This is a genomic window from Alkalihalophilus lindianensis (assembly GCF_032843265.1).
GTDB lineage: Bacteria > Bacillota > Bacilli > Bacillales > Bacillaceae_D > Alkalihalophilus > Alkalihalophilus lindianensis.
Genome location: NZ_JAWJBA010000004.1, coordinates 334,196 through 355,684 on the forward strand (window position 1 = coordinate 334,196; position 21,489 = coordinate 355,684).

Consider the following 21,489-nt stretch of genomic DNA (forward strand, 5'->3'; position numbering starts at 1 on the left):
GAATCGATTCTACAAATACATTTACTCACAAGAAGTTGAAAGGGGATTACATATCAATGTCAAAGTACACGCAAGAAGATATTATGCGAATTGCCGAGGAAGATAACGTAAGGTTTATCCGTCTACAATTTACTGATCTTTTAGGGACGATTAAGAATGTTGAAATTCCAGTTGATCAGCTTTCAAAAGCGCTAGACAACAAAATGATGTTTGATGGTTCATCAATTGAAGGATTTGTTCGTATCGAGGAATCAGATATGTACCTATATCCTGATTTAGACACTTGGGTAGTTTTTCCTTGGACACCAGAAAAAGGAAAAGTAGCGCGTTTAATTTGTGACATTTACCAACCAGGTGCACCAGGCGAAGAGCCAACGCCATTTGAAGGAGACCCTCGTGGAATTTTAAAACGTGTTTTAAAAGAAGCGGAAGAGCTAGGATTCACGGCATTTAACATTGGGCCAGAGCCAGAATTCTTCCTATTCAAAAATGATGCAAACGGAGAGCCAACTTTAGAGTTAAATGATAAAGGTGGATACTTCGATTTATCACCAACTGATTTAGGTGAAAACTGCCGTCGTGATATCGTGTTAGAGCTTGAAGATATGGGCTTTGATATTGAAGCTTCTCACCATGAAGTAGCACCAGGTCAACATGAAATTGATTTCAAATATGCAGATGCGATCACAGCTTGTGACCACATCCAAACATTTAAACTTGTTGTTAAGACAATCGCTCGTAAGCACGGTCTTCACGCAACGTTTATGCCTAAGCCTTTATTTGGTGTAAATGGTTCAGGTATGCACTGTAACATGTCTCTTTTCGATAAGAGCGGAAACGTATTCTATGATGAGTCTACGGATACACAATTAAGTGAAACAGCTATGCACTTCTTAGGTGGTACACTTGAGCATGCAGAAGCGTTCACAGCGATTACTAATCCAATTGTAAACTCATACAAGCGTCTAGTACCAGGTTATGAGGCACCTGTATATGTGGCTTGGTCTATGAGAAACCGTAGTCCACTTGTGCGTATTCCTTCATCACGTGGAGTAAGTACACGTATTGAAGTACGTAGTCCAGACCCTGCTGCTAACCCGTACTTAGCAATGGCTGTATTACTTGCTGCTGGTCTTGATGGAATTAAAAAGAAATTAACTCCACCACCAGCAACTGATCGTAATATTTATGTGATGAGCAAAGAAGAGCGTGTAGAAGAAGGAATTAACGATCTACCTGCTACATTAAAAGATGCTCTTGATAAGCTTGTGAAAGATGAAGTACTAGTGAAGGCTCTTGGTGAGCATGCAGTAGAACACTTCGTTGAAGCAAAAGAAATTGAGTGGGATATGTTCCGCACACAAGTTCACCCTTGGGAGCGCGAGCAATACATGAGTTCTTACTAAGATCAATCAACCTCGATGCTTTTAGCATCGAGGTTTTTCTATTGTAAGTAGTATGTTTCATATGGCCTAGCGCTCCCTTAAACCACTCATGAAAGAGCCAGTCATTTTCCGAAAAAAATATTGACACTAAAATTATATTTATGGTATTATATAAAATTTGACAAAAAATATATAGGTGGTATACTTGAAATATATGGAGGTGGTTTTTTGTTTCAAATTGGAGATAGCATTGTTTATCCGATGCACGGTGCGGGCGTCATTGAGGCTATAGAAGAAAAAGAAATCTCAGGAAAAAAACAACAGTATTATATCATTAACATGTCAATGACTAATATGGATGTTATGATTCCTGTAAGTAAAATGGCGAGTTCAAGTATACGACCAGTAATTGATATTCTTACATTAAAGCGCATTTTACACATTTTTCAGCATGGAGAATCTGAAAGATCACTATCGTGGAAACAAAGATACAAAGTGAACATGGACAAAATAAAGACAGGTGACATACAAGAAGGTGCCGAAGTTGTACGTGATTTAATGCGTATGAAGAAAGAAAAAGCACTAAATGCAAGTGAAAAAGAGATGTTGGACAAAGCATATAAACTATTATTTAGTGAACTTGGATTAATTAAAGAGATCACTGAAAATCAATCAAAATGTTTCCGATAAGGTTTAGTAAATAATATAGTTCCCGCTTAGGAAACATAGTGAATCTTACGGTAATAGGAAAATCCTTTCCTTTCAAAGACCTTCAAACTTCTTCAACTCATTTATTGAGTATTAACCTCTTATGTTACTTCTTTAATCTAATCCCTTTTAATTATTACTTCTTTTACGTACGTTCGAGTTATTATGAATTACTCGTCAAAATAGTTACTTGATTTTTGCAACCCTGATTCACTCTGGCGCGGACTAGGATCCGTAAGAATGAAAGAGAGGTAGGGCTTTCATTGTTTTAGGTATTAATTTTATGATCTGAGTTATTATTGGTAAAAGAAATAAACAAATGGGTAGCATGATAGGAGCAACTACAAATCTAGTTGCCAACTGATCGCATGTCCATCCACTAAAATCCATTAACCACCCCTGTTAAGTACAACTTCTATTTACTGCATCTAAGGTTATTAGTCATTATATCCTAACATTCCTTTTCGCTTAGCATAGAGCTAACAAGTTGCCCTAGTATTTTCGAATCTTTCCTTTGCTAGAAACTTGTACGGCACGCTAAAAATAGGAAACCTATGATGCTATGGGCATCGAGGGTTATTCGTGTTTAACCTGTTTTCATTACCCAATCATTGCAGTGATTGGGTTTTTAGTTATGTAAACAATGTCCCTATGGTGTTTGCTTACATATAGATATCAAAATTAAAATAAAAGCTTGTAGGTTTAAAAAATTTGCTTATACCATGAGTCTTGTCTATACAGTCCAGTTATAGAAAACATATACATAAGTATTCCAGAAAAGAAGGAGGGAAACATATGTTTTGGTGCCATAGAGACTGTAAGTGTAAAAAGGGTGAATTTGACGTAAGAAGTAAAAACAGGAACAAAAATGATAATAGAGTAGACAACGAAAACTTTTTAAAAGATAAAAACTACAACTATAACTTTAATAATTCCTATGTGACAGATAGCGGGAATTCAAATGTAAATGTGTATGTCGATACAGAAGCATTTGCAAGAGCTAATGCTGGCAGAGGACCGGTTGCTGGTGATCGCGACCGTCGTCATGATGACCGTAAACGTGACCGTAAACGTGACGAAAGACGCAGTGATAAATGCTGTTGCAGAAGTTTTTTCTGGTAATTTTGAATGAATATTAAAAATAAGGAGGAGAAGAAATGAGTCGTAAAAAGAAGCGTTTACACCGTGAATTACCTGAAATTTGGTTAAATGCCGAGATTGATAACGATAACAAAAACCGTAATCGTGTAGACAATGAGAACATCCTAAAAGACAAAAACTACAACTTCAATTTTAACGAGTCTTATGTAGACAATAGCGGGAATTCGGAAGTTGATGTATATGTGGATACAGAAGCATTTGCAAGAGCTCGCGCTAACAGATAATTAGTGGGTCCTATCAAAAATGGGCATTAGCTATGCTAATGCCCATTTAAATATAAGAGTGAGGTGAAATTCATGCAGCATCGTAACCAAACAGATACAAAATCTGTTGTAAGTGAGAGTGGAAACTCTGATGTAGATGTTACGGTTAATATCGATACTTCAGCTTTGGCTTATGCCTTTGCTTGTTATTTATATGCGGATGGCCGCTTAGACCAAAATCAATATCGCACGATGGTAAGAGAGATGGACCGTCAATTTAAACGTAGAGGCTATCAATCAATGGATCCTAACTACAATGCACCATTAATTAGACCATGGGCATTATAAAAGTTGAACATAAGCAATCAGTTTATAAATAAATAAAGAGGAGAGGTCGACGTTTAACCATTGTTTGATCTCTTCTTGGTTTGTTTTAATAAAGCAGGTATAAAAAAAGCTTGTCCTCATAGGATAGAGGGACAAGCTTTTTACTATTAATGAAGGGTGCGAAATACACCGATGACTTTACCGAGTACCGTAACATCTTTTAAAAGGATAGGCTCCATTGTTGCATTTTCTGGTTGTAAGCGGATGTAATCTTTTTCACGGAAGAAACGCTTGACGGTTGCTTCATCCTCATCTGTCATGGCAACAATAATATCACCATTATTCGCTGTTTGCTGCTGCCGAACGATAACCATATCACCGTCATAGATCCCAGCTTCAATCATACTATCACCTTGGATCACTAACACATAAACAGAATCATTCGTCACAAAATGATCAGGTAATGGTAGATAGTCTTCTACATTTTCAATCGCTGTAATCGGAAGACCTGCGGTTACTTTACCGACAATTGGTACGTACGCAGTTCGTTTTTCGTTGACTACTGTATCAAGTTCATCGAGTTCGAGAACCTCAATGGCTCTAGGTTTAGTCGGGTCTCTTCTAATAAAACCTTTCTTCTCTAGTCGTGAAAGATGGCCATGAACAGTAGAACTTGAAGCAAGTCCAACAGCTTCACCAATTTCTCGTACGGAAGGTGGATAGCCTTTCTTTTTCACTTCTATCTTAATGTAATCTAGGATTTCCTGTTGACGTTTTGATAGTTTTGACACGGTTAACACCTCGCTTGTGTTTTTATCTTGCCTAAATTGTACCATGCGAACATACGTAATGCAAACATAAGTTCTAAAAACGCTTGACACAAACGAGTGTTCTCATTTATAGTGAATGGGAACAAACATTCTTATGGGGTGATGGAAATGTTAAAAAAATTATCAGGTCAAGAACGATTTATTATTATTACAGCGGTTTTCGCGTTGATGTTTATGTATAGTTCGATCCTCTTCTCCGGGGAAATCAGTATTAAGGAAGAAACAGTAGTAGAAGCTGAAACGATTGCACAACAATCCGATTTATTAAATAATGAAGAGGCGCCTTTAACAAATGGAACTATTATTCAAGCAAATCAACTAGATTCACTAGAAAAGGAGACTGAAGAATTGTATGCCTATGCGTACGAGAAAACAAGCAAAGATGATAAATGAAGAAAAAGCAATTATCTATTGTCGAGTTAGTACAGAAAAAGAAACGCAACAAACATCGATTGAACGTCAACGAGCAGAATTAGAAGAGATTGCTCATAGAAACGACTTTACCATCGTGGAGATTATTGAAGAGAAGGCTAGTGGCTATGAAGTGGATCGTGATGGCATGCTAAAGCTTCTAGATTACGTGAAACAAGGAGATGTCTCGGTTGTTCTCGTTCAAGATGACACCAGAATTGGGAGAGGGCATGCCAAAATGGCGATTCTTCACCAATTACGAAAAGATGGGGTTAAAATTTACACGATTCAAGATGAGGGAGAGCTTCAACTATCTGAAGCTGACGCGATGGTACTAGATATTGTTTCAATCGTCGAAGAGTATCAGCGCAAATTACATAATTTAAAGATCAAAAGAGGAATGAAGGCCGCTGTTGATCGAGGGTACAAGCCACAAGACAATTTGGGAGGCACTCCTAGTGGGGGCCGAGAAAAAAAAGAAGTACCAATCGAAGAAATTGTTCGCCTCAGGGAGCGGAAATTAACCTTTCATGACATTGCTGCTACCCTTAGAGGGTTTGGTCATGACGTATCGAAAGCAACCGTCCATCGTAGGTATCGTGAATATGAACAAGAGCAAGCTTCAAGTAATCACCTTGACGATTAAGCACATAACTTGATTGACGTAAAAACTCATGGTAAAGTATAGTCTGGTTATGTAAAAGGTGGTGAATGGCGATGTTATCTAAAGAAAAGATCGCACGAATTAATGAGCTATCAAAGCGAGCTAAATCAACTGGTTTAACAACAAAAGAGGCTAAGGAGCAACAAACTCTTAGGAAAGAATACATTCAAACCTTCCGTAATTCATTTAAAGACCAACTTCATTCCGTGAAGGTTGTCGATGAAAAAGGGAATGATGTGACACCTAAAGCCCTTAAAGATAGTAAAGAAAAAAATAATCGTGGTTTGACCCATTAGAAACTCTCTTTCTTTGAAAGAGAGTTTTTTGTTTGATCCTCTTGTGAATATAGGATAAAATTCCTCGAAATGAGAAAATTAAATGAGATATGGAAATGCAACAAACCGGTGAGAATTTGTCTAATCTGCTTGTGAAAAAGAGCAATAAAGTATATGATGAAACACGAATACAACGTTTTCAGTAACGGAAAGGATGAACGAAATCATGTCAACCAATGTTGAACTAAAAGCAATTAACACAATTCGTACATTATCAATTGATAGTATTGAAAAAGCGAACTCAGGTCACCCTGGAATGCCGATGGGTGCTGCACCAATGGCATTTAGCCTCTGGACAAAATACATGAATCATAATCCTGCTAACCCTGATTGGGCAAACCGTGATCGTTTTGTTTTATCTGCTGGTCATGGCTCTATGTTACTTTACAGCCTTCTTCACTTAACGGGTTATGATGTATCGCTTGAAGATCTACAGTCTTTCCGTCAATGGGGAAGTAAAACGCCTGGTCACCCTGAATTCGGACATACACCTGGTGTTGAAGCAACAACTGGCCCACTTGGACAAGGTGTCGCAATGGCTGTGGGGATGGCAATGGCAGAACGTCATTTAGCTAGTACATATAATCGTGATGGTTACAATATTGTTGATCATTACACATATAGCATTTGTGGTGATGGAGATTTAATGGAAGGTGTATCAGCTGAGGCTGCATCACTAGCTGGTCACTTAAAATTAGGTCGTCTTGTTGTAATGTATGATTCAAATGATATTTCCCTAGATGGTGAACTAAATCGTTCATTCTCTGAAAGCGTTGAAGATCGTTATAAAGCATACGGATGGCAAGTGATCCGTGTCGAAGACGGAACGGATATTGATGAGATTAACCGTGCTGTTGAATTAGCTAAAACGGATGACCGTCCTACTTTAATTGAAGTAAAAACAGTTATTGGTTATGGCTCTCCAAATAAATCGGGTAAATCTGCTTCACACGGAGCTCCACTTGGTGCGGATGAAGTAAAATTAACTAGAGAAGCATATAAGTGGGAAGGTGACGGTGATTTCTTCATTCCAGAAGATGTTAAATCTTTCTATGAGAGTGTTAAAGCCAACGGAGAGAAAACAGAAGCTGAGTGGAATGAATTGTTTGCTTCTTATAAAGAAGCTCATCCAGAACTTGCGGCGCAATTTGAGTTAGCTAATAAAGGCGAACTTCCTGAAGGATGGGATAAAGAAGCGCCAGTTTATGAAGTTGGTTCAAGTGTTGCAACTCGTTCATCAGGCGGAGAAGCCCTAAATGCTTTTGCTAAGCATATTCCTCAATTAATCGGAGGTTCTGCTGACCTAGCATCATCGAACAAAACGATGATGAAAGACGTAGGCGATTTCACTCGTGATGATTATAGTGGTCGTAATGTGTGGTTTGGTGTACGTGAATTCGCAATGGGAGCAGCAGTAAATGGTATGGCGCTTCACGGCGGTGTGAAAGTATTTGGAGCAACATTCTTTGTATTCTCTGATTACCTACGCCCTGCTATCCGTTTATCTGCTCTAATGAAATTACCTGTTGTTTATGTGTTCACACACGATAGTATTGCAGTAGGTGAAGATGGTCCAACGCATGAGCCAGTTGAACAACTAGCAGCTCTTCGTGCAATGCCAGGTTTATCTGTCATTAGACCAGGAGATAGCAACGAAGCAGTGGCTGCATGGAAATTAGCAATTGAATCAAAAGATATGCCAACAGCTCTGGTGCTTACTCGTCAAAACCTTGCTACGATTGAAGGAACGAAAGACAATGCATATGAAGGCGTGAAAAAAGGTGCATATGTGATTGCAAAAGCAAGCGGAGAAGCTGACTTATTACTTCTTGCAACAGGTTCAGAGGTACCTTTAGCAGTAGAAGCGAAAGATGCTCTTGAAAAAGAAGGCATTCATGCATCAGTCGTAAGTATGCCAAGCTGGGATCGTTTTGAAACCCAGCCTAAGTCTTACAAAGATGAAGTGATCTCACCTAACGTTAAAGCTCGTCTTGGAATCGAAATGGGTTCGTCTCTTGGATGGGCAAAATATGTGGGTGACCACGGTGATGTATTAGCCATTGATCAATTTGGAGCTTCAGCGCCTGGAGATCGTATTATGCAAGAATATGGTTTCACAGTAGAAAATGTTGTGGCAAAAGCGAAAGTATTGCTAAATAAATAATTAATCATTTGACCACTCCTACTTTTGGAGTGGTCTTTTGCTTCGACAAAACTAGTGGAATTCCTCGCCATCTTCAGACAATGATTTTACCCATTCTCCCTTATACTATGGAAAAAGGCAGAATGGAAGGGGTGCAACGAGTGAGGCATTATCAACTTTATTTGCTAGAAGAGGACGTTGCGCAACACTATTTTGGACAAGAGTCTAAATTATTTCATTTGTTTTTAGAACGAACAATGGCCACACCTGAACAAAAAGCCATTTTAGAGATGCAAATTGATTATATTTCAAAACCGATGCCAGGGTTATTGTTGCAACAAAAGATATTATCTGCCTTCTCTCACTTATCAACCTATACCGTATATAAACACATTCATGTATTGGACCTAACTCACCAAGAAAGCTGTGCTGAACTATTAATACAAAAGCAACATCTCACGCTTACATCTACTGGAGAAATCGAAGCAGAAACGATGTTTTTTGAAGTGTTACGGAAAATTGACCCTTGCTTCTTTGCAGTCAATACAGAGGCACATCGATTTGGCTGGCTGAGTCCGATTAAGCAAGTTAAGTTTGTTTAGTTCATGCGAGTAATAGGAACAATTTTCATAAGTAGCTTTTAAAAATGGCGTCGTTACGATATAATAATGTAGGTTGATTCAGGCTAAGCTTGAACGGTTTATTTTGTTTGAAGGAGGAAGTTGGACGTATGCCATGGATTCATATTTTAGGCTACACAATCGCAGTTTTAGCGGGTGTCGCTATAGGTTTCTTTATCGCACGTAAGACAATGATGTCTTATCTTAAAAAGAACCCACCAATTAATGAGCAAATGCTTCGAGTAATGATGATGCAAATGGGTCAAAATCCATCACAAAAGAAGATTAACCAAATGATGAAAGCAATGCAAAAGCAACAAACGAAATAAGGTATAGGACAAGCACCTCAATTTGGGGTGTTTTTCTACTGTTTGGAAAAATAATCTGATATAATATAAAAATTGGAAATGAGTGAATGTGATTGACCACCATTGACGTGCAAAAAGTTACATATAATCAGCTTGATGATGAAAAAGATGTCTACATAGATGTACGCTCACCTCGTGAATTTGCTGAATATTCATTACCTTCAGCTATAAATATTCCGTTGTTTTCGAATGAAGAACGGGCAAAAATTGGCTATATTTATAAACAAGAAAGCCGTGAGAATGCGGTAGAAAAAGGGTTAGAACTGTTTTCTATGAAATTACCTCTGTTTTATCGGGAGTTAAAAATACTCTTTCAAAGCAATCCTCAAAAAAGAATGATTGTTTATTGTTGGAGAGGAGGTATGCGCAGCAAGACGATTGCCGGCACGCTCTCTCTTTTAGGCATTCCATGTTTTCAATTAGAGGGTGGAATTCGTTCCTATCGCACATTCATTCAAGAGTTTCTTGCTAAGCAAATGGAGGTAGGGCGCCAGTTTGTTGTGTTGGCAGGACCATCAGGATCAAGAAAAACAGAGATCCTAGATCATCTTGAGGATAAAGGGTATCCGGTTGTTAATTTAGAAAAGCTAGCGAATCATCGAGGCTCTTTATTTGGCCATATTGGATTAACACCTCATAGCCAAAAAGAATTTGAGGCACGTTTGGTGAGACGATTAATTGAATTTGAGCATGCGAGTCATCTCATTATTGAAGCTGAAAGTAAGCGGATTGGACGTGTAGTCGTGCCATCTTTTATTCTGAAAGGGAAAGAAGAGGGACGAATTATCGAAATTGATACACCGTTTCACGATCGAATCCATCATATTCATCAAACGTATCGACCTGATTTACATAAAGATGAATTTGGAGAGGCGATTTCTTATTTGAGAAAAAGGCTTTCACATCCAGTGTATATGGAAGTTAGAAGAGCATATGATGAAAATCGTTTTGATGATCTATTTACGCTGTTACTCGAGTGCTATTATGATCCGCGGTATGAATTTAAACAAGGAGTTGATCGAGCTAAAGGATCCTCTATTTCATTTCACCCATTTGAAGAAGGGTTGTCAAGCTTGGAAAAAGAATTAGATCAACTCATCCATCACTCTCATGAAAGATAGAGTGTAGGGGAAGGGGAAAGAAGATGTCTGTATTTAAAGACTTGAAGTGGTTTTTTAAGGAAGAACGGTTTGCTTATGGAATGGGTATTTTAGTATTAGCTTTCGTATCAATTTTTACATTGCTGCCGCCGTATATCGTAGGTGTCATTGTCGACCATATTGCTGAACAAAGCTTGACGACGTCGATTTTATTGATGTGGGTTGGCGTATTAATTGCGGTTGGTTTACTCGTGTATGTTCTACGTTTCGTATGGAGAATTATGATCTTTGGAGCTGCGATTCGTTTGGCACGGCTTCTTCGCAATCAACTGTACGGACACTTTACGAATATGTCTAGTAAATTTTATCAGCGTCAACGTACAGGTGATCTGATGGCTCATGCGACTAATGATATACGAGCGGTGCAGGCAACTGCAGGGCAAGGGGTTCTTACACTCGTAGATTCTCTTACGATGGGTGGCTTTGTCATCCTTACAATGGCTCTGACGATTAGTTGGGAGCTAACTTTAATAAGCTTGATTCCGATGCCATTTATGGCCCTATTAACGAGTTATTACGGCACGCTTTTACATAAGCGCTTTCACGTTGCTCAAGCTGCCTTTTCAGAATTAAATGATACCGTCCAAGAAAGTGTGACGGGTGTTCGCGTTGCTAAAGCATTCGGGCAAGAAGAGCGAGAAATAGAAGGGTTTCGCTCGAAGTCAGAGGAAGTTGTTCAGAAAAATGTAGCTGTTGCTAAAGTCGATGCGCTATTTGATCCTACCATCTCTTTCATTGTTGGAATCTCTTATTTCTTAGCTGTCGTTTTTGGTGCACGTTATGTTATAGCAGATGAGCTGACAATTGGACAATTAACGAGTTTTACGATCTATCTTGGTCTATTAATCTGGCCCATGCTTGCTTTTGGTTGGTTGTTTAATATTGTTGAGCGAGGTCGTGCTTCTTATGACCGGATTAGCAATCTCTTAAGTGAAAAACAAGATATTACAGATGAACAAGCGAGTGTAACGACGGTTGCAAAAGGAGACATTGAGATTGCGGTCGATTCATTTACCTATCCAGGGGCTAATGTTACTTCGTTAAGAAATGTACATGTGCATTTACAAGAAGGTCAAACCCTAGGAGTCGTTGGAAAAACGGGTAGCGGGAAATCAACGCTTATTCGCCTGCTGCAACGAGAGTATGATGTCAGTGAAGGAACAATTACAATTGACGGCGTACCAGTGAATGAATACTCACTCGACGCCTTAAAGAAAGCTTTTGGCTTAGTCCCTCAAGAACATTTCTTATTTTCGGCTACAATTGCTGATAATGTAGCTTTCGCTAAGCCTGAGGCATCTTTTAAAGAAATTGTCGCAGCTTGTGAGTTGGCCAATATTCACGAAGATATCACACGTTTTGATCAAGGCTACGATACGGTCGTTGGTGAGCGAGGGGTCACTCTATCAGGAGGTCAAAAGCAACGAATTTCAATTGCTCGTGCTCTTTTATCACATCCTAACATTCTCATATTAGATGATTCGCTCTCCGCTGTTGATGCCAAAACAGAAGAACAAATCTTAACGTCCTTAAGAGAAAATAGAGAAGGGAAAACAACCATTATCACAGCCCATCGTTTAAGTGCTATTAAGCATGCTGACCTCATTATTGTGCTATCAGATGGAGATATTATCGAGCGTGGCACTCATACTAACTTGATGGATGAAAACGGATGGTATCGCAGCATGTATGACCAACAACAACTAGAGTCGGTTGTACGTGAAGGAGGTGAGGAGGAGTAATGGAACATAAAGACAAAGTTTTAACGGACAAAGAGCAACGTCAAGTGCTCTATCGTCTTTTAACCTATGCAAAACCGCATATGAAATTATTATCGATTGCCTTTATCCTGCTCCTTCTTGCAACAGCTGCAGAATTAATGGGTCCCATCTTAGTTAAAATCTTTATTGATGATTATTTAACGCCAAGAGAATTTCCAGTGAATGCATTAATTTGGCTAGGTGTATGGTATATTGTCTTACACATTTCATCGGTATTTATTAATTACTTTCAGTCGTTTTTATTTCAAAAGATTTCGCTTAGAATCATTCAACAGCTACGTGTCGATGTCTTTTCCAATGTAGAGAAGTTAGGGTTGTCTTTCTTTGATAAGACGCCTGCTGGAGCCCTTATTTCACGGATAACGAATGATACAGAGTCGATCAAAGAATTATATGTAACGGTTCTTGCGACGTTCGTGCAAAATATTATGTTTTTAGTTGGGGTCTTTATAGCGATGTTCTATTTAAATGCGACCCTCGCTCTATATTGCTTAGCGTTAATTCCCATTTTAGTAGGCTTAATGCAGCTTTATCGGAAATGGAGTTCGAAATTCTATGCCGATATGAGCGAAAAGTTGAGTCAGCTAAATGCGAAGATGAATGAGTCGATTCAGGGAATGGCGATTATTCAGATGTTTCGCCAAGAGAAACGGTTACGAAAAGAGTTTGCTGATGTTAATGATGAACACCTAGAAGCAGGAATGAAGAGCATGAAGCTAGACGGTCTGTTGTTACGTCCAATGGTTGATCTCGTATCAATCGCAGCTTTAATTCTTGTGTTAAGCTTTTTTGGTGTCACTTCATTTGTCAGTCCTGTAGAAATTGGCGTCATTTATGCATTTGTAAATTACTTAGACCGTTTCTTTGAGCCCGTTAATCAGATGATGATGCGATTGTCTTTATTTCAACAAGCGATCGTCTCTGCTGGGCGCGTGTTTAAATTAATGGATCATAAAGAATACGCGCCCGAACAAAATGGGAATGAACCGTTAAACGTAACAGAAGGTGACATTACGTTTAATCATGTAACCTTTTCTTATGATGGCAAAAGGGATGTATTAAAAAATATTTCGTTTACGGTGAAAAAAGGAGAAACCGTTGCATTAGTCGGTCATACGGGAAGTGGGAAGAGTTCGATCATCAATTTACTTATGCGTTTTTATCCCCTTGATCGAGGCGAGATTTTAATCGACGGCATGCCTTTGCATAACTATCCAAATGATGAATTAAGAAAAGAAATTGGTCTCGTCTTGCAAGATCCGTTTCTCTATACGGGGACGATTGCAAGTAATATTCGCTTAAATCGTGATGGCGTTACAGATGAACAAGTGAGGGAGTCGGCAGAATTTGTTCAAGCAAATGAATTTATTGAGAAGTTACCAGGTCGGTACGAGGCGCCATTAGCTGAGCGAGGATCGACGCTCTCAAGTGGGCAACGTCAATTATTATCATTCGCTAGAACGATGGCAACTAATCCTAAAGTGTTAATTTTAGATGAGGCGACGGCAAATGTAGATACAGAGACCGAGGAAGCGATTCAAACCGCCCTTCGTCGAATGCAACAAGGAAGAACAACAATTGCTATTGCTCACCGCTTATCGACGATTAAAGATGCCGATCAAATACTTGTCTTGCATCAAGGAGAAATTGTTGAGCGTGGAAATCACGAGGAGTTACTTGAACGTGGTGGATTGTATCATAAAATGTATTTGCTCCAAAAGGGATCAGATTCAAAAGTGAAAATGTCCTAGATCTATATAAGACCAACTTGGCAGAAGCTAAGTTGGTCTTTCTTTCGTTTGTTTATCTTTTAACAAACGATCGTATTCGTTTAATAGGTCGTCCAGTTGCTGGCTCACTTCAATTGCTTGTTTAGAATGTAATCCATTTTGTGACCCTACATGAATCAACTCATTGCGTTTTTTTTCAATGATGTCTAGTAAACGGTTTTTTTCCAAAGGATTCACCCTCCAGCAATCGCTATGTTTTTATCATACAAAGTTATCATCTGAATCTCAATCTGAAGTTTCTGGTAATTCAAATCAAATGATGTCGACTCATTAAAAGTCTGCTTTTTAGCTATAGAGCAGACTTTTTTTAAAAATAATGTTTGAAAGCCGTTGAAGTTTACGGTATGTTTAAAGGGATGGGTACGCTCATGAGAGAGGAGTGAGCTAAATTGAGTGATACGTACATTTTGCTCTCAACAATAGGGGCAGCATTCATGGCTACAATAGCTATTATTGTTCGTCTAAAGGCAACGAAACGACCTGCATCAGCTAGGAAAATTATTTTACCACCTATATTTATGTCGACGGGGTTTCTGATGTTTCTATATGAACCAGCACGTCCCGCTTGGTGGCAAGTAATTGAAGCATTAGCGGTGGGAATGGTCTTTTCGATTTTACTTATAAAAACGTCGAACTTCGAGATTAAACGTAATCAAATTTACTTAAAACGCTCAAAGGCTTTTGCTTTTATATTAGTAGGGTTATTAATTGCAAGAATTGTGTTCAAGCTCTTGATTGGAGATTCCGTTCAATTTGAGGAGTTAGCTGGGATGTTCTTTTTACTGGCTTATGGAATGATTATTCCTTGGCGGATCTCCATGTATCGTTCTTATCGTAAGCTTGAAGCTGAAATGAAGACAAACCCACCTAAAAAAATCATTGTACCTGCGGAAACATAGAAGAACTCGCTCTATCACGAAAATAGAGCGAGTTCTTTTGTATTATGAGGATTCGAGCAATTGTTTATAAGGAGTCATATCAATGTTTTTTTCGCGAAGTTTCTTCTTTAAAAACTTATGATCTCGTTTAGGCGTTGCTAAAATATAACCGCGGATAATATAATCCTGTGTTAATACGTTTGCATTCTCTTCTAAAACAAGTTCTCCGATTTTACCCGCAATCTTGCCTTTGGCGACATCACGGAATAATTCTGGTACGGGCTCAACGAGGTCATTCAATAATTCCTTTTGCTCTGTATCCCATAAGTGTAGTGTTTTTTCGATGTAATGATCCTGCCAATCCAAAATACTTTTTCCATCTTCTTTTGGCAATCGCTTCAAGAACTTACGGAACATAAAGTATCCACCTATAAACATTACGGTAATTAAAAAGATCGTCCAAAGAACAATAAACCACATAAACCAAGTAGGCATGTATTCTCACCTCTTCTACTTATCGATTCTATCCTACCATAAACGACTTAAAACTTCTATCTGTGTCTAAATTTAAGAGCATATACATGACATTATGTAAAAAGGATCAGGATTCAAAGGATAGAATAGGTACATAAAGGTGAAAATGGGTAAGGTAGAAGAGTATAGTTAACCTTTGTTTTCGGTATTGGTAAATAGTGGATGTTTATTTGTTAGATTCCACAAGAGAAAAGTGAATAGTTTGACTATTCGCCACAAAGTCAGTTTGATGAAAAATGATTATACTGATGGAAAGAAGACGATTACTGAAATTGAAGGAGGATGTTTGTATGTTAATTGGTGTACCGATGGAAATTAAAAACAATGAAAATCGTGTAGCAATGACCCCTGCTAGTGTAATGACACTTGTGCAAGCTGGTCATCATGTTTTAATTGAACAAAATGCGGGTCTTGGAAGTGGATTTGAAGACGAGCAATATATTCAAGCTGGTGCGGAGATTGAGGCGGACCCAGCAGCTATTTGGGAAAAAGCTGATATGATTATGAAAGTAAAAGAGCCACTTCAATCGGAATATGCGTATTTCCGTAAAGGACTCATCTTGTTTACGTACTTACATTTAGCAGCTGAGGCAGAACTGGCGAAGGCTCTAGTCGAAAAAGAAGTAACGGCTATCGCTTATGAGACCGTTCAAGTTGGACGGACCTTACCTCTACTTACACCTATGAGTGAAGTGGCAGGAAGAATGGCTTCTCAAATTGGAGCACAGTTTCTTGAAAAGCCTAAAGGTGGAAAAGGAATTTTATTATCAGGTGTACCTGGTGTAAAACGTGGCAAAGTAACCGTTATTGGTGGCGGTGTTGTTGGTACGAATGCAGCAAAAATTGCGATGGGACTTGGTGCCGATGTAACGATTATGGATTTAAGCCCTGAACGTCTTCGTCAGCTAGATGATCTATACGGCACCGATATTCAAACGATGATGTCAAACCCACTAAATATTGCAGAAGCAGTGGCAGAGTCGGATTTAGTGATTGGTGCAGTCTTAATTCCAGGAGCAAAAGCACCTAAGCTTGTAACAGAAGAAATGATCAAGACAATGAAGCCTGGATCGGTTGTCGTTGATGTGGCTATTGATCAAGGTGGTATTATTGAAACCGTTGATCGCATCACAACTCATGATGAGCCAACCTATACAAAGCATGATGTCGTCCATTACGCTGTAGCCAATATGCCAGGAGCAGTACCACGTACTTCGACGATTGCACTTACGAATGTAACGATTCCATATGCTCTTCAAATTGCGAGTAAAGGCGTTCACCGAGCAATTGAGGAAAACCCTGCATTAGAGCTAGGCTTAAACACAGCTGCAGGAACGGTCACATATGAAGCGGTTGCTCGTGATCTAGGGTACGGGTATCTAGCCCCTAAAGAAGCTTTAAAAACGATTCAATCCTAATAAAAAGGTCAGTAGAGCATAGTACTCTACTGGCCTTTTATATATCTCTTTGAATGAAGAAAGCATGATCTGCTTTTTTGAATCCGACCTTAGGGTAATAATCAAGAGCGTCTGGAGCCGATAATAGGACAAGCGAACAGGTTGGACCAATTGCTTCTTTAGTCCGTTTAATCAGCTCTTCGCCGATTCCTTTGCGCTGATAATCTTCTCTAACCGCTAAATCAGAAAGATAACAGCAATAAGAAAAGTCAGTTAGTGAGCGTGCCACACCGACTAGCTTTCCATCGTCCCAAGCTGTAATGAGAAGAGGGGAAGCCTCGATCATCTTTTTTAAACGAGTTAAATCGGTATAAGGCCTTTTAATCGTCGATTGGAAAAAGACCTCAGCTAATTGTTCAGGGGAGATCCGTTGATTTTCTTTATAGGTAATCATTGATTTACAAAACCTCCTTGATCTAGTTTAATAGAGTCGTGGCTAATTCTTTTAATTATCAATATCATACTCGATAGTCAGACATAAGTATAGGGGAGAGAAGCATGATGACAGTAGAAGAGGCTAAAGCCATTCTTGATCAACTAAGGAATGGAGAAATGAAGACGTACAGAGTCAATAAAGAAAATTTTCTAGCATTTAGAGCAGTATTAGTCGCTCAAGCTGATATGAAGGATTTCAGAGGAAATGCCCAACACGGTGGAGAAGCGATTTATACGTATGAGCCCGGCTGGACAAAATAAGCATAGTAAAAAGCACCATCTGCTTAAGCAGATGGTGCTTTTATTTGTTCTATTAATCTAAAACTGTAACTGTAACAGTTTGACGACCAAAGTTAATTGCATCATCTTTAGAAGCCATATAAAGGTCTACTTTATTACCTTGAATTGCGCCACCAGTGTCACCAGCAATAGCTTCACCGTATCCTTCAACGTGTACGCGTGAACCTAGTGGAATAACAGATGGATCCACTGCTACAACTTTTTGATCTGGATTCTCACGTAAGTCGATTCCAGTTGCTGTTACACCAGAACATCCTTCACAATAAGCTGTATAAGCAGTAGCTTCCATTTCAAATGTTGCTTGGTCTGAAGATGTTGGAGCTGCTTCTTCCTCTTGAACTTCAGCTTCTTCAACAGCAGGCTCTTCTGTAGCTGCTGGTTCTTCAACTGTTTCTTCTGATGGTTCTTCAGCAGGTTGTTCTGCAGGCTCTTGTGCTTCTTCTGTTTCAAGAGCTGTTTCTACTGGAGCTTCCTCAGTAGGAGCTTCTACTGTTGGTTCTTCAGCAACAGGTTCCTCTGCAACAGGTTCTTCTGCGGGAGCTTCTTCAGCAGGTGTTGCTGCTACAGGTTTTTCAACTGCAGGTGTTGCAGGGTTTGTATAGTAAAGGTTCGCATATGTTTCTGGACCGGCAATTCCATCAACTTGGATGCCTTGAGCAGATTGGAACCCTTTGACAGCTGCATGAGTTAAAGGACCAAATAGTCCATCTTTATTACCCTCATAGAAGCCTAAATCTAGTAGTTGACCTTGAAGGTCCTCTACGTAATCGCCTTCGTCGCCTGCTTCAAGTACTTTGATTGCACCAACTGTTTGTGGGCCAGCAATGCCATCAACGACAAGACCATGTTTTTCTTGATATGTGGAAACAGCTTTAGCCGTTTCTTTTGAGAATGTCCCTGTAATTTCGGCTTTATCTAGTAAGCCTTTTTCATGCAAGAGTTCTTGAACTAAATGGACGCTCTCGCCTTCTACACCTTTTTTAAGTAGGTTACTACCAACATCACTTGCCTCTGAGATGGCTGGTGATGCAAATAGTAGCACTCCAGCTGTAGCAAGCGGCAGTCCGAAGTTCCGTAAAATCTTTGAATGTGGTTGTTTTTTCAAAGTGAATACCTCCTTACTTCGTTCAACGTTTGTAATCGTAACAGCCATTGGATGATTAAGGCAAGCATTCTAGCTCTACTTAATCAAACTGAAATATACTTGTAATATATGAAATTGCAGTGAGATAAATAGTCTCACTTTCGCCAAATTATGGGTCTGTTTGTGGGAAAATAACAAAAACCAACGATGTAAAAACATGGATTTTAGACGGCGATCTTTATGAAAACACCTTATTTATCAAAGAATGACCCGTTTTACGATCGATGGACCCTACTGACGTCATTCGATTTTATTCATGCTTATCTGATAAAAACGGCAAATGTGGTGAAATTATTTTAGGAAATCATTTTTGGGGTCTCCTTTTATCCTTCTATTTAATGAAGAAACTTATTTTCTATACAATGGAAGGAAAAAGTTCCCACTAGATTGAGTGTTTTAATAGATAGATTATAGGGAAAGAGGTAACGTAATCTATTTTGAAAGTGGGGGACTAGTTGTATGGCAAATCAACCTCAAACTAGACAAGAAAAGAATAAGGGGAAGAAAAAGAGTAGCCTTTTTATAAAAGTTATGACAGTGTTCACAATATTAATAGTCGTTGCAGGGGCGATAGGGAGTGTTCAGATTTATGGATTGGTTCAAAGTGCTCCGTCTATAGATGATGATACCTTTGCCTTTGCTAACTCATCCACTCTATATGATCAAAGTGATGAGGAAATCATTTCATTAAGTAATGGTGAAAATAGACAATCTACTTCGATTGAAGATATTCCGGATCATGTGAAGGATGCATTTATCGCAATTGAAGATGTGCGTTTCCATGAACATTCTGGATTGGATATCAAACGAATCGGGGGAGCCGTCGTTTCAAATATTACAAATGGATTTGGTGCAGAGGGAGGAAGTACCATCACCCAGCAAGTTGTTAAAAATTCATTGCTCACTTCAGAAAAATCGGTAACTAGGAAGGTTCAAGAAGCATACTTAGCGTTAGAACTTGAAAAGCACTATACCAAAGATGAGATTCTCGAACTTTATTTAAATAAAATATATTTTGGTAATGGTGCATACGGAATTGTTACAGCAGCAGATACTTATTTTGGAAAAGATGTGCAAGATTTGACTGTGAATGAGGCAGCCTTATTAGCAGGTCTTCCGCAACGTCCATCTGGTTATGATCCTTATCAAAACCCGGAACTTGCGAAAGAAAGACGAGACACCGTTTTATATGTGATGAGAGAGCATCAATTTATTACGGCTGATGAATATAATGAGGAACTAAGTGTTTCGATCGAAGAGATGTTAAATGAAAAGTCAGAAGAAGAGTCGATTTCGGATGCTTTTATGGATCAAGTGTATAAGGAATTGGAACAAATTGAAGGCATGACTTCTTCGATGATCTATAACGGCGGCTTAAAGATTTACACGACTTATGATCCAGATGCACAAGCTCATGTGGAACAAGTATTAAATTCAGACGAATTCGTTAGCTATCCAGATGATCGTTTTCAAGCTGGAGTGACGGTCATTGATAATCAAACAGGTGAAATTAAAGCAATTGGTGGCGGACGTAATCAGGAATCTGGGAAAGATCGTTCAAACTATGCAACGAAAATCCAACGTTCACCAGGTTCTACGATCAAACCGATCTTAAGTTATGGACCGGCAATTGAACATTTAAAATGGTCTACTTATCAACAAATTGAAGATGAAGAAATGACGTATACTGGAAGCGACCAAGTGATTCGTAATTATAATGGTCAATACCACGGAGTGATGTCAATTCGCGAAGCGTTGACACAATCGTGGAATATACCTGCTGTAAAGACATTCCAAGAAGTTGGCGAGGCTGATGCTAAGCAATTTGCCGAGAATGTAGGAATATCGATTGAAGGTTCTGCTTATGAATCGTACGCACTTGGTTCATTTGAAAAAGGGATCTCACCTTTAGAATTGGGTGGTGCTTACGCTACGTTCGGTAATGGTGGCACCTATAACGAGCCTCATGCTGTTCGAAAAGTCGTATTTCCAGACGGCAAAGAAATTAATATGCAGCCTGAGGGCGTTGAGGCAATGAATGATTACACAGCCTATATGGTGACGGACATGTTAAAAAGTGTAGTAGAAGATGGAACAGGTCGTCATGCTAGTATTGATGGTGTCCCAGTAGCAGGTAAGACTGGTACGACGAACTTTAATGAAGAAACGAAACAAAAGTACAACATTGATGAAGGGGTACCAGATGTCTGGTTTGCTGGTTATACTTCTAATTACACCGCTGCTGTTTGGACAGGATATCCAAGAATAAGTGAAGATACCTATATTCAAACGAGAGAAGATCGTCAAATCGCTCAGCATATCTTCCGAGAAGTGATGACGGGCATGGTTAATGAAGAAACAAGTGACTTTACGAAGCCTGATTCTGTACAGGAGATAAAAGTTGATACAAAGACAGGTGAGCGAGCAACAAGTAGTTCTTCACAAAGTGATATCGTTACAGAGCTATTCGTTACTGGAACAGATGTGAAGGATGCCTATAGCTTAGTGGAAGATGAGTTAGAGAAAAAGCAAGAGGCGGTAAAAGAGGAAGAAGAAAAAGAGAAAGAAAAAGAAGAACTGGAGCCAGAGCCTGAGAAAGAAGACAACAATGACGAAGGTGAAGAAAGTAGTACCTCAAGTTCAGAGGAAAATGAATCTGACATAAAAGAAGACGAAGCAGAAGAAGAAGAAGAAGACAATGAGGACGAGTAATGGCTTCGCTCATCCCCAGCTCACCATCTTACAAGATGGTGAGCTTTTTTTGTTTTGAATGATAGGGTAAATCAAGTAAAATAGAATAATAAAGTAGAGAAAAGACATGGTCCGCTAAACGAGTAATTAATACAATAAAAGGG

23 protein-coding genes are annotated in these 21,489 nt (G+C 39.0%); 18 read left to right on the forward strand and 5 right to left on the reverse strand.

Annotated elements, in window-relative coordinates; translation table 11 throughout:
- Nucleotides 1-56: 56 nt before the first annotated feature.
- From glnA to RYX56_RS14260, 5 genes are all read left to right on the forward strand, one after another.
- A complete protein-coding gene (gene glnA / locus RYX56_RS14240; protein ID WP_317122701.1) occupies nucleotides 57-1,406 on the forward strand; it encodes a type I glutamate--ammonia ligase in 1,350 nt (449 codons plus the stop codon).
- 207 nt (nucleotides 1,407-1,613) lie between these two features.
- Nucleotides 1,614-2,075 carry a CarD family transcriptional regulator gene (locus tag RYX56_RS14245; protein WP_317122702.1) on the forward strand — a complete coding sequence of 154 codons (462 nt, stop codon included), beginning with the start codon at nucleotides 1,614-1,616 and terminating at the stop codon, nucleotides 2,073-2,075.
- Nucleotides 2,076-2,888: 813 nt separating this feature from the next.
- Nucleotides 2,889-3,215 (forward strand): hypothetical protein, encoded by a 327-nt coding sequence (locus RYX56_RS14250; protein WP_317122703.1) that lies wholly within the window; start codon nucleotides 2,889-2,891, stop codon nucleotides 3,213-3,215.
- 35 nt (nucleotides 3,216-3,250) lie between these two features.
- Nucleotides 3,251-3,478 (forward strand): hypothetical protein, encoded by a 228-nt coding sequence (locus RYX56_RS14255; RefSeq protein WP_317122704.1) that lies wholly within the window; start codon nucleotides 3,251-3,253, stop codon nucleotides 3,476-3,478.
- Between the two features lie 72 nt (nucleotides 3,479-3,550).
- Entirely contained in the window at nucleotides 3,551-3,805 is a 255-nt protein-coding gene (locus tag RYX56_RS14260; protein WP_317122705.1) for a hypothetical protein, read from the forward strand.
- A gap of 146 nt (nucleotides 3,806-3,951) precedes the next feature.
- Here the strand turns inward: RYX56_RS14260 and lexA are convergent, their stop codons facing one another.
- Nucleotides 3,952-4,575, reverse strand: a complete 624-nt coding sequence (gene lexA, locus RYX56_RS14265) for a transcriptional repressor LexA (protein ID WP_317122706.1) — start codon at nucleotides 4,573-4,575, stop codon at nucleotides 3,952-3,954.
- 147 nt (nucleotides 4,576-4,722) lie between these two features.
- Here lexA and RYX56_RS14270 point away from each other — a divergent pair, with 147 nt between their 5' ends.
- From RYX56_RS14270 to RYX56_RS14310, 9 genes are all read left to right on the forward strand, one after another.
- Nucleotides 4,723-5,007: a hypothetical protein gene (locus RYX56_RS14270; protein ID WP_317122707.1), complete on the forward strand. Its 285-nt coding sequence runs from the start codon at nucleotides 4,723-4,725 to the stop codon at nucleotides 5,005-5,007.
- Nucleotides 4,967-5,671 carry a YneB family resolvase-like protein gene (locus RYX56_RS14275; RefSeq protein WP_317122708.1) on the forward strand — a complete coding sequence of 235 codons (705 nt, stop codon included), beginning with the start codon at nucleotides 4,967-4,969 and terminating at the stop codon, nucleotides 5,669-5,671. The genes RYX56_RS14270 and RYX56_RS14275 overlap by 41 nt, the downstream gene beginning before the upstream one ends.
- Nucleotides 5,672-5,742: 71 nt before the next feature.
- Nucleotides 5,743-5,985, forward strand: a complete 243-nt coding sequence (locus RYX56_RS14280; RefSeq protein ID WP_317122709.1) for a DUF896 domain-containing protein — start codon at nucleotides 5,743-5,745, stop codon at nucleotides 5,983-5,985.
- A gap of 205 nt (nucleotides 5,986-6,190) precedes the next feature.
- Nucleotides 6,191-8,188 carry a transketolase gene (gene tkt / locus RYX56_RS14285; RefSeq protein ID WP_317122710.1) on the forward strand — a complete coding sequence of 666 codons (1,998 nt, stop codon included), beginning with the start codon at nucleotides 6,191-6,193 and terminating at the stop codon, nucleotides 8,186-8,188.
- Between the two features lie 140 nt (nucleotides 8,189-8,328).
- Complete coding sequence (sirA, locus tag RYX56_RS14290; RefSeq protein ID WP_317122711.1) at nucleotides 8,329-8,769, forward strand: sporulation inhibitor of replication protein SirA; 441 nt, start codon at nucleotides 8,329-8,331, stop codon at nucleotides 8,767-8,769.
- Nucleotides 8,770-8,897: 128 nt separating this feature from the next.
- Nucleotides 8,898-9,116, forward strand: a complete 219-nt coding sequence (locus RYX56_RS14295) for a YneF family protein (RefSeq protein WP_012959284.1) — start codon at nucleotides 8,898-8,900, stop codon at nucleotides 9,114-9,116.
- 92 nt (nucleotides 9,117-9,208) lie between these two features.
- Nucleotides 9,209-10,276 (forward strand): tRNA 2-selenouridine(34) synthase MnmH, encoded by a 1,068-nt coding sequence (gene mnmH / locus RYX56_RS14300; protein ID WP_317122712.1) that lies wholly within the window; start codon nucleotides 9,209-9,211, stop codon nucleotides 10,274-10,276.
- Nucleotides 10,277-10,299: 23 nt separating this feature from the next.
- The gene (locus tag RYX56_RS14305) at nucleotides 10,300-12,057 is read left to right on the forward strand and encodes an ABC transporter transmembrane domain-containing protein (protein ID WP_317122713.1); all 1,758 of its coding nucleotides are present in this window, start codon (nucleotides 10,300-10,302) and stop codon (nucleotides 12,055-12,057) included.
- The gene (locus tag RYX56_RS14310) at nucleotides 12,057-13,847 is read left to right on the forward strand and encodes an ABC transporter ATP-binding protein (protein ID WP_317122714.1); all 1,791 of its coding nucleotides are present in this window, start codon (nucleotides 12,057-12,059) and stop codon (nucleotides 13,845-13,847) included. Before RYX56_RS14305 ends, RYX56_RS14310 begins: the two co-directional genes overlap by 1 nt.
- 27 nt (nucleotides 13,848-13,874) lie before the next feature.
- Here the strand turns inward: RYX56_RS14310 and RYX56_RS14315 are convergent, their stop codons facing one another.
- Nucleotides 13,875-14,054, reverse strand: a complete 180-nt coding sequence (locus tag RYX56_RS14315; RefSeq protein ID WP_317122715.1) for a Spo0E family sporulation regulatory protein-aspartic acid phosphatase — start codon at nucleotides 14,052-14,054, stop codon at nucleotides 13,875-13,877.
- A 221-nt stretch (nucleotides 14,055-14,275) separates the two neighbouring features.
- Between RYX56_RS14315 and RYX56_RS14320 the strand changes: the two genes are divergently transcribed.
- Nucleotides 14,276-14,785 carry a CcdC family protein gene (locus RYX56_RS14320; RefSeq protein ID WP_317122716.1) on the forward strand — a complete coding sequence of 170 codons (510 nt, stop codon included), beginning with the start codon at nucleotides 14,276-14,278 and terminating at the stop codon, nucleotides 14,783-14,785.
- Between the two features lie 42 nt (nucleotides 14,786-14,827).
- Here the strand turns inward: RYX56_RS14320 and RYX56_RS14325 are convergent, their stop codons facing one another.
- A complete protein-coding gene (locus tag RYX56_RS14325; protein WP_317122717.1) occupies nucleotides 14,828-15,259 on the reverse strand; it encodes a DUF2621 domain-containing protein in 432 nt (143 codons plus the stop codon).
- Nucleotides 15,260-15,588: 329 nt separating this feature from the next.
- Between RYX56_RS14325 and ald the strand changes: the two genes are divergently transcribed.
- Nucleotides 15,589-16,716: an alanine dehydrogenase gene (gene ald / locus RYX56_RS14330; RefSeq protein WP_317122718.1), complete on the forward strand. Its 1,128-nt coding sequence runs from the start codon at nucleotides 15,589-15,591 to the stop codon at nucleotides 16,714-16,716.
- A gap of 37 nt (nucleotides 16,717-16,753) precedes the next feature.
- Here ald and RYX56_RS14335 read toward each other — a convergent pair whose 3' ends face one another.
- On the reverse strand, nucleotides 16,754-17,149 hold the full coding sequence (locus RYX56_RS14335) for a GNAT family N-acetyltransferase (protein WP_317122719.1): 396 nt from the start codon (nucleotides 17,147-17,149) through the stop codon (nucleotides 16,754-16,756).
- A gap of 107 nt (nucleotides 17,150-17,256) precedes the next feature.
- On the opposite strand from RYX56_RS14335, the gene ykzS reads away from it, so the two are divergent.
- Entirely contained in the window at nucleotides 17,257-17,451 is a 195-nt protein-coding gene (ykzS, locus tag RYX56_RS14340; protein WP_317122848.1) for a protein YkzS, read from the forward strand.
- Between the two features lie 52 nt (nucleotides 17,452-17,503).
- Here ykzS and RYX56_RS14345 read toward each other — a convergent pair whose 3' ends face one another.
- Entirely contained in the window at nucleotides 17,504-18,595 is a 1,092-nt protein-coding gene (locus tag RYX56_RS14345) for a peptidoglycan-binding protein (RefSeq protein ID WP_317122720.1), read from the reverse strand.
- A 498-nt stretch (nucleotides 18,596-19,093) separates the two neighbouring features.
- Between RYX56_RS14345 and RYX56_RS14350 the strand changes: the two genes are divergently transcribed.
- Nucleotides 19,094-21,346: a transglycosylase domain-containing protein gene (locus RYX56_RS14350; RefSeq protein ID WP_317122721.1), complete on the forward strand. Its 2,253-nt coding sequence runs from the start codon at nucleotides 19,094-19,096 to the stop codon at nucleotides 21,344-21,346.
- The last annotated feature ends 143 nt before the right edge of the window (nucleotides 21,347-21,489 follow it).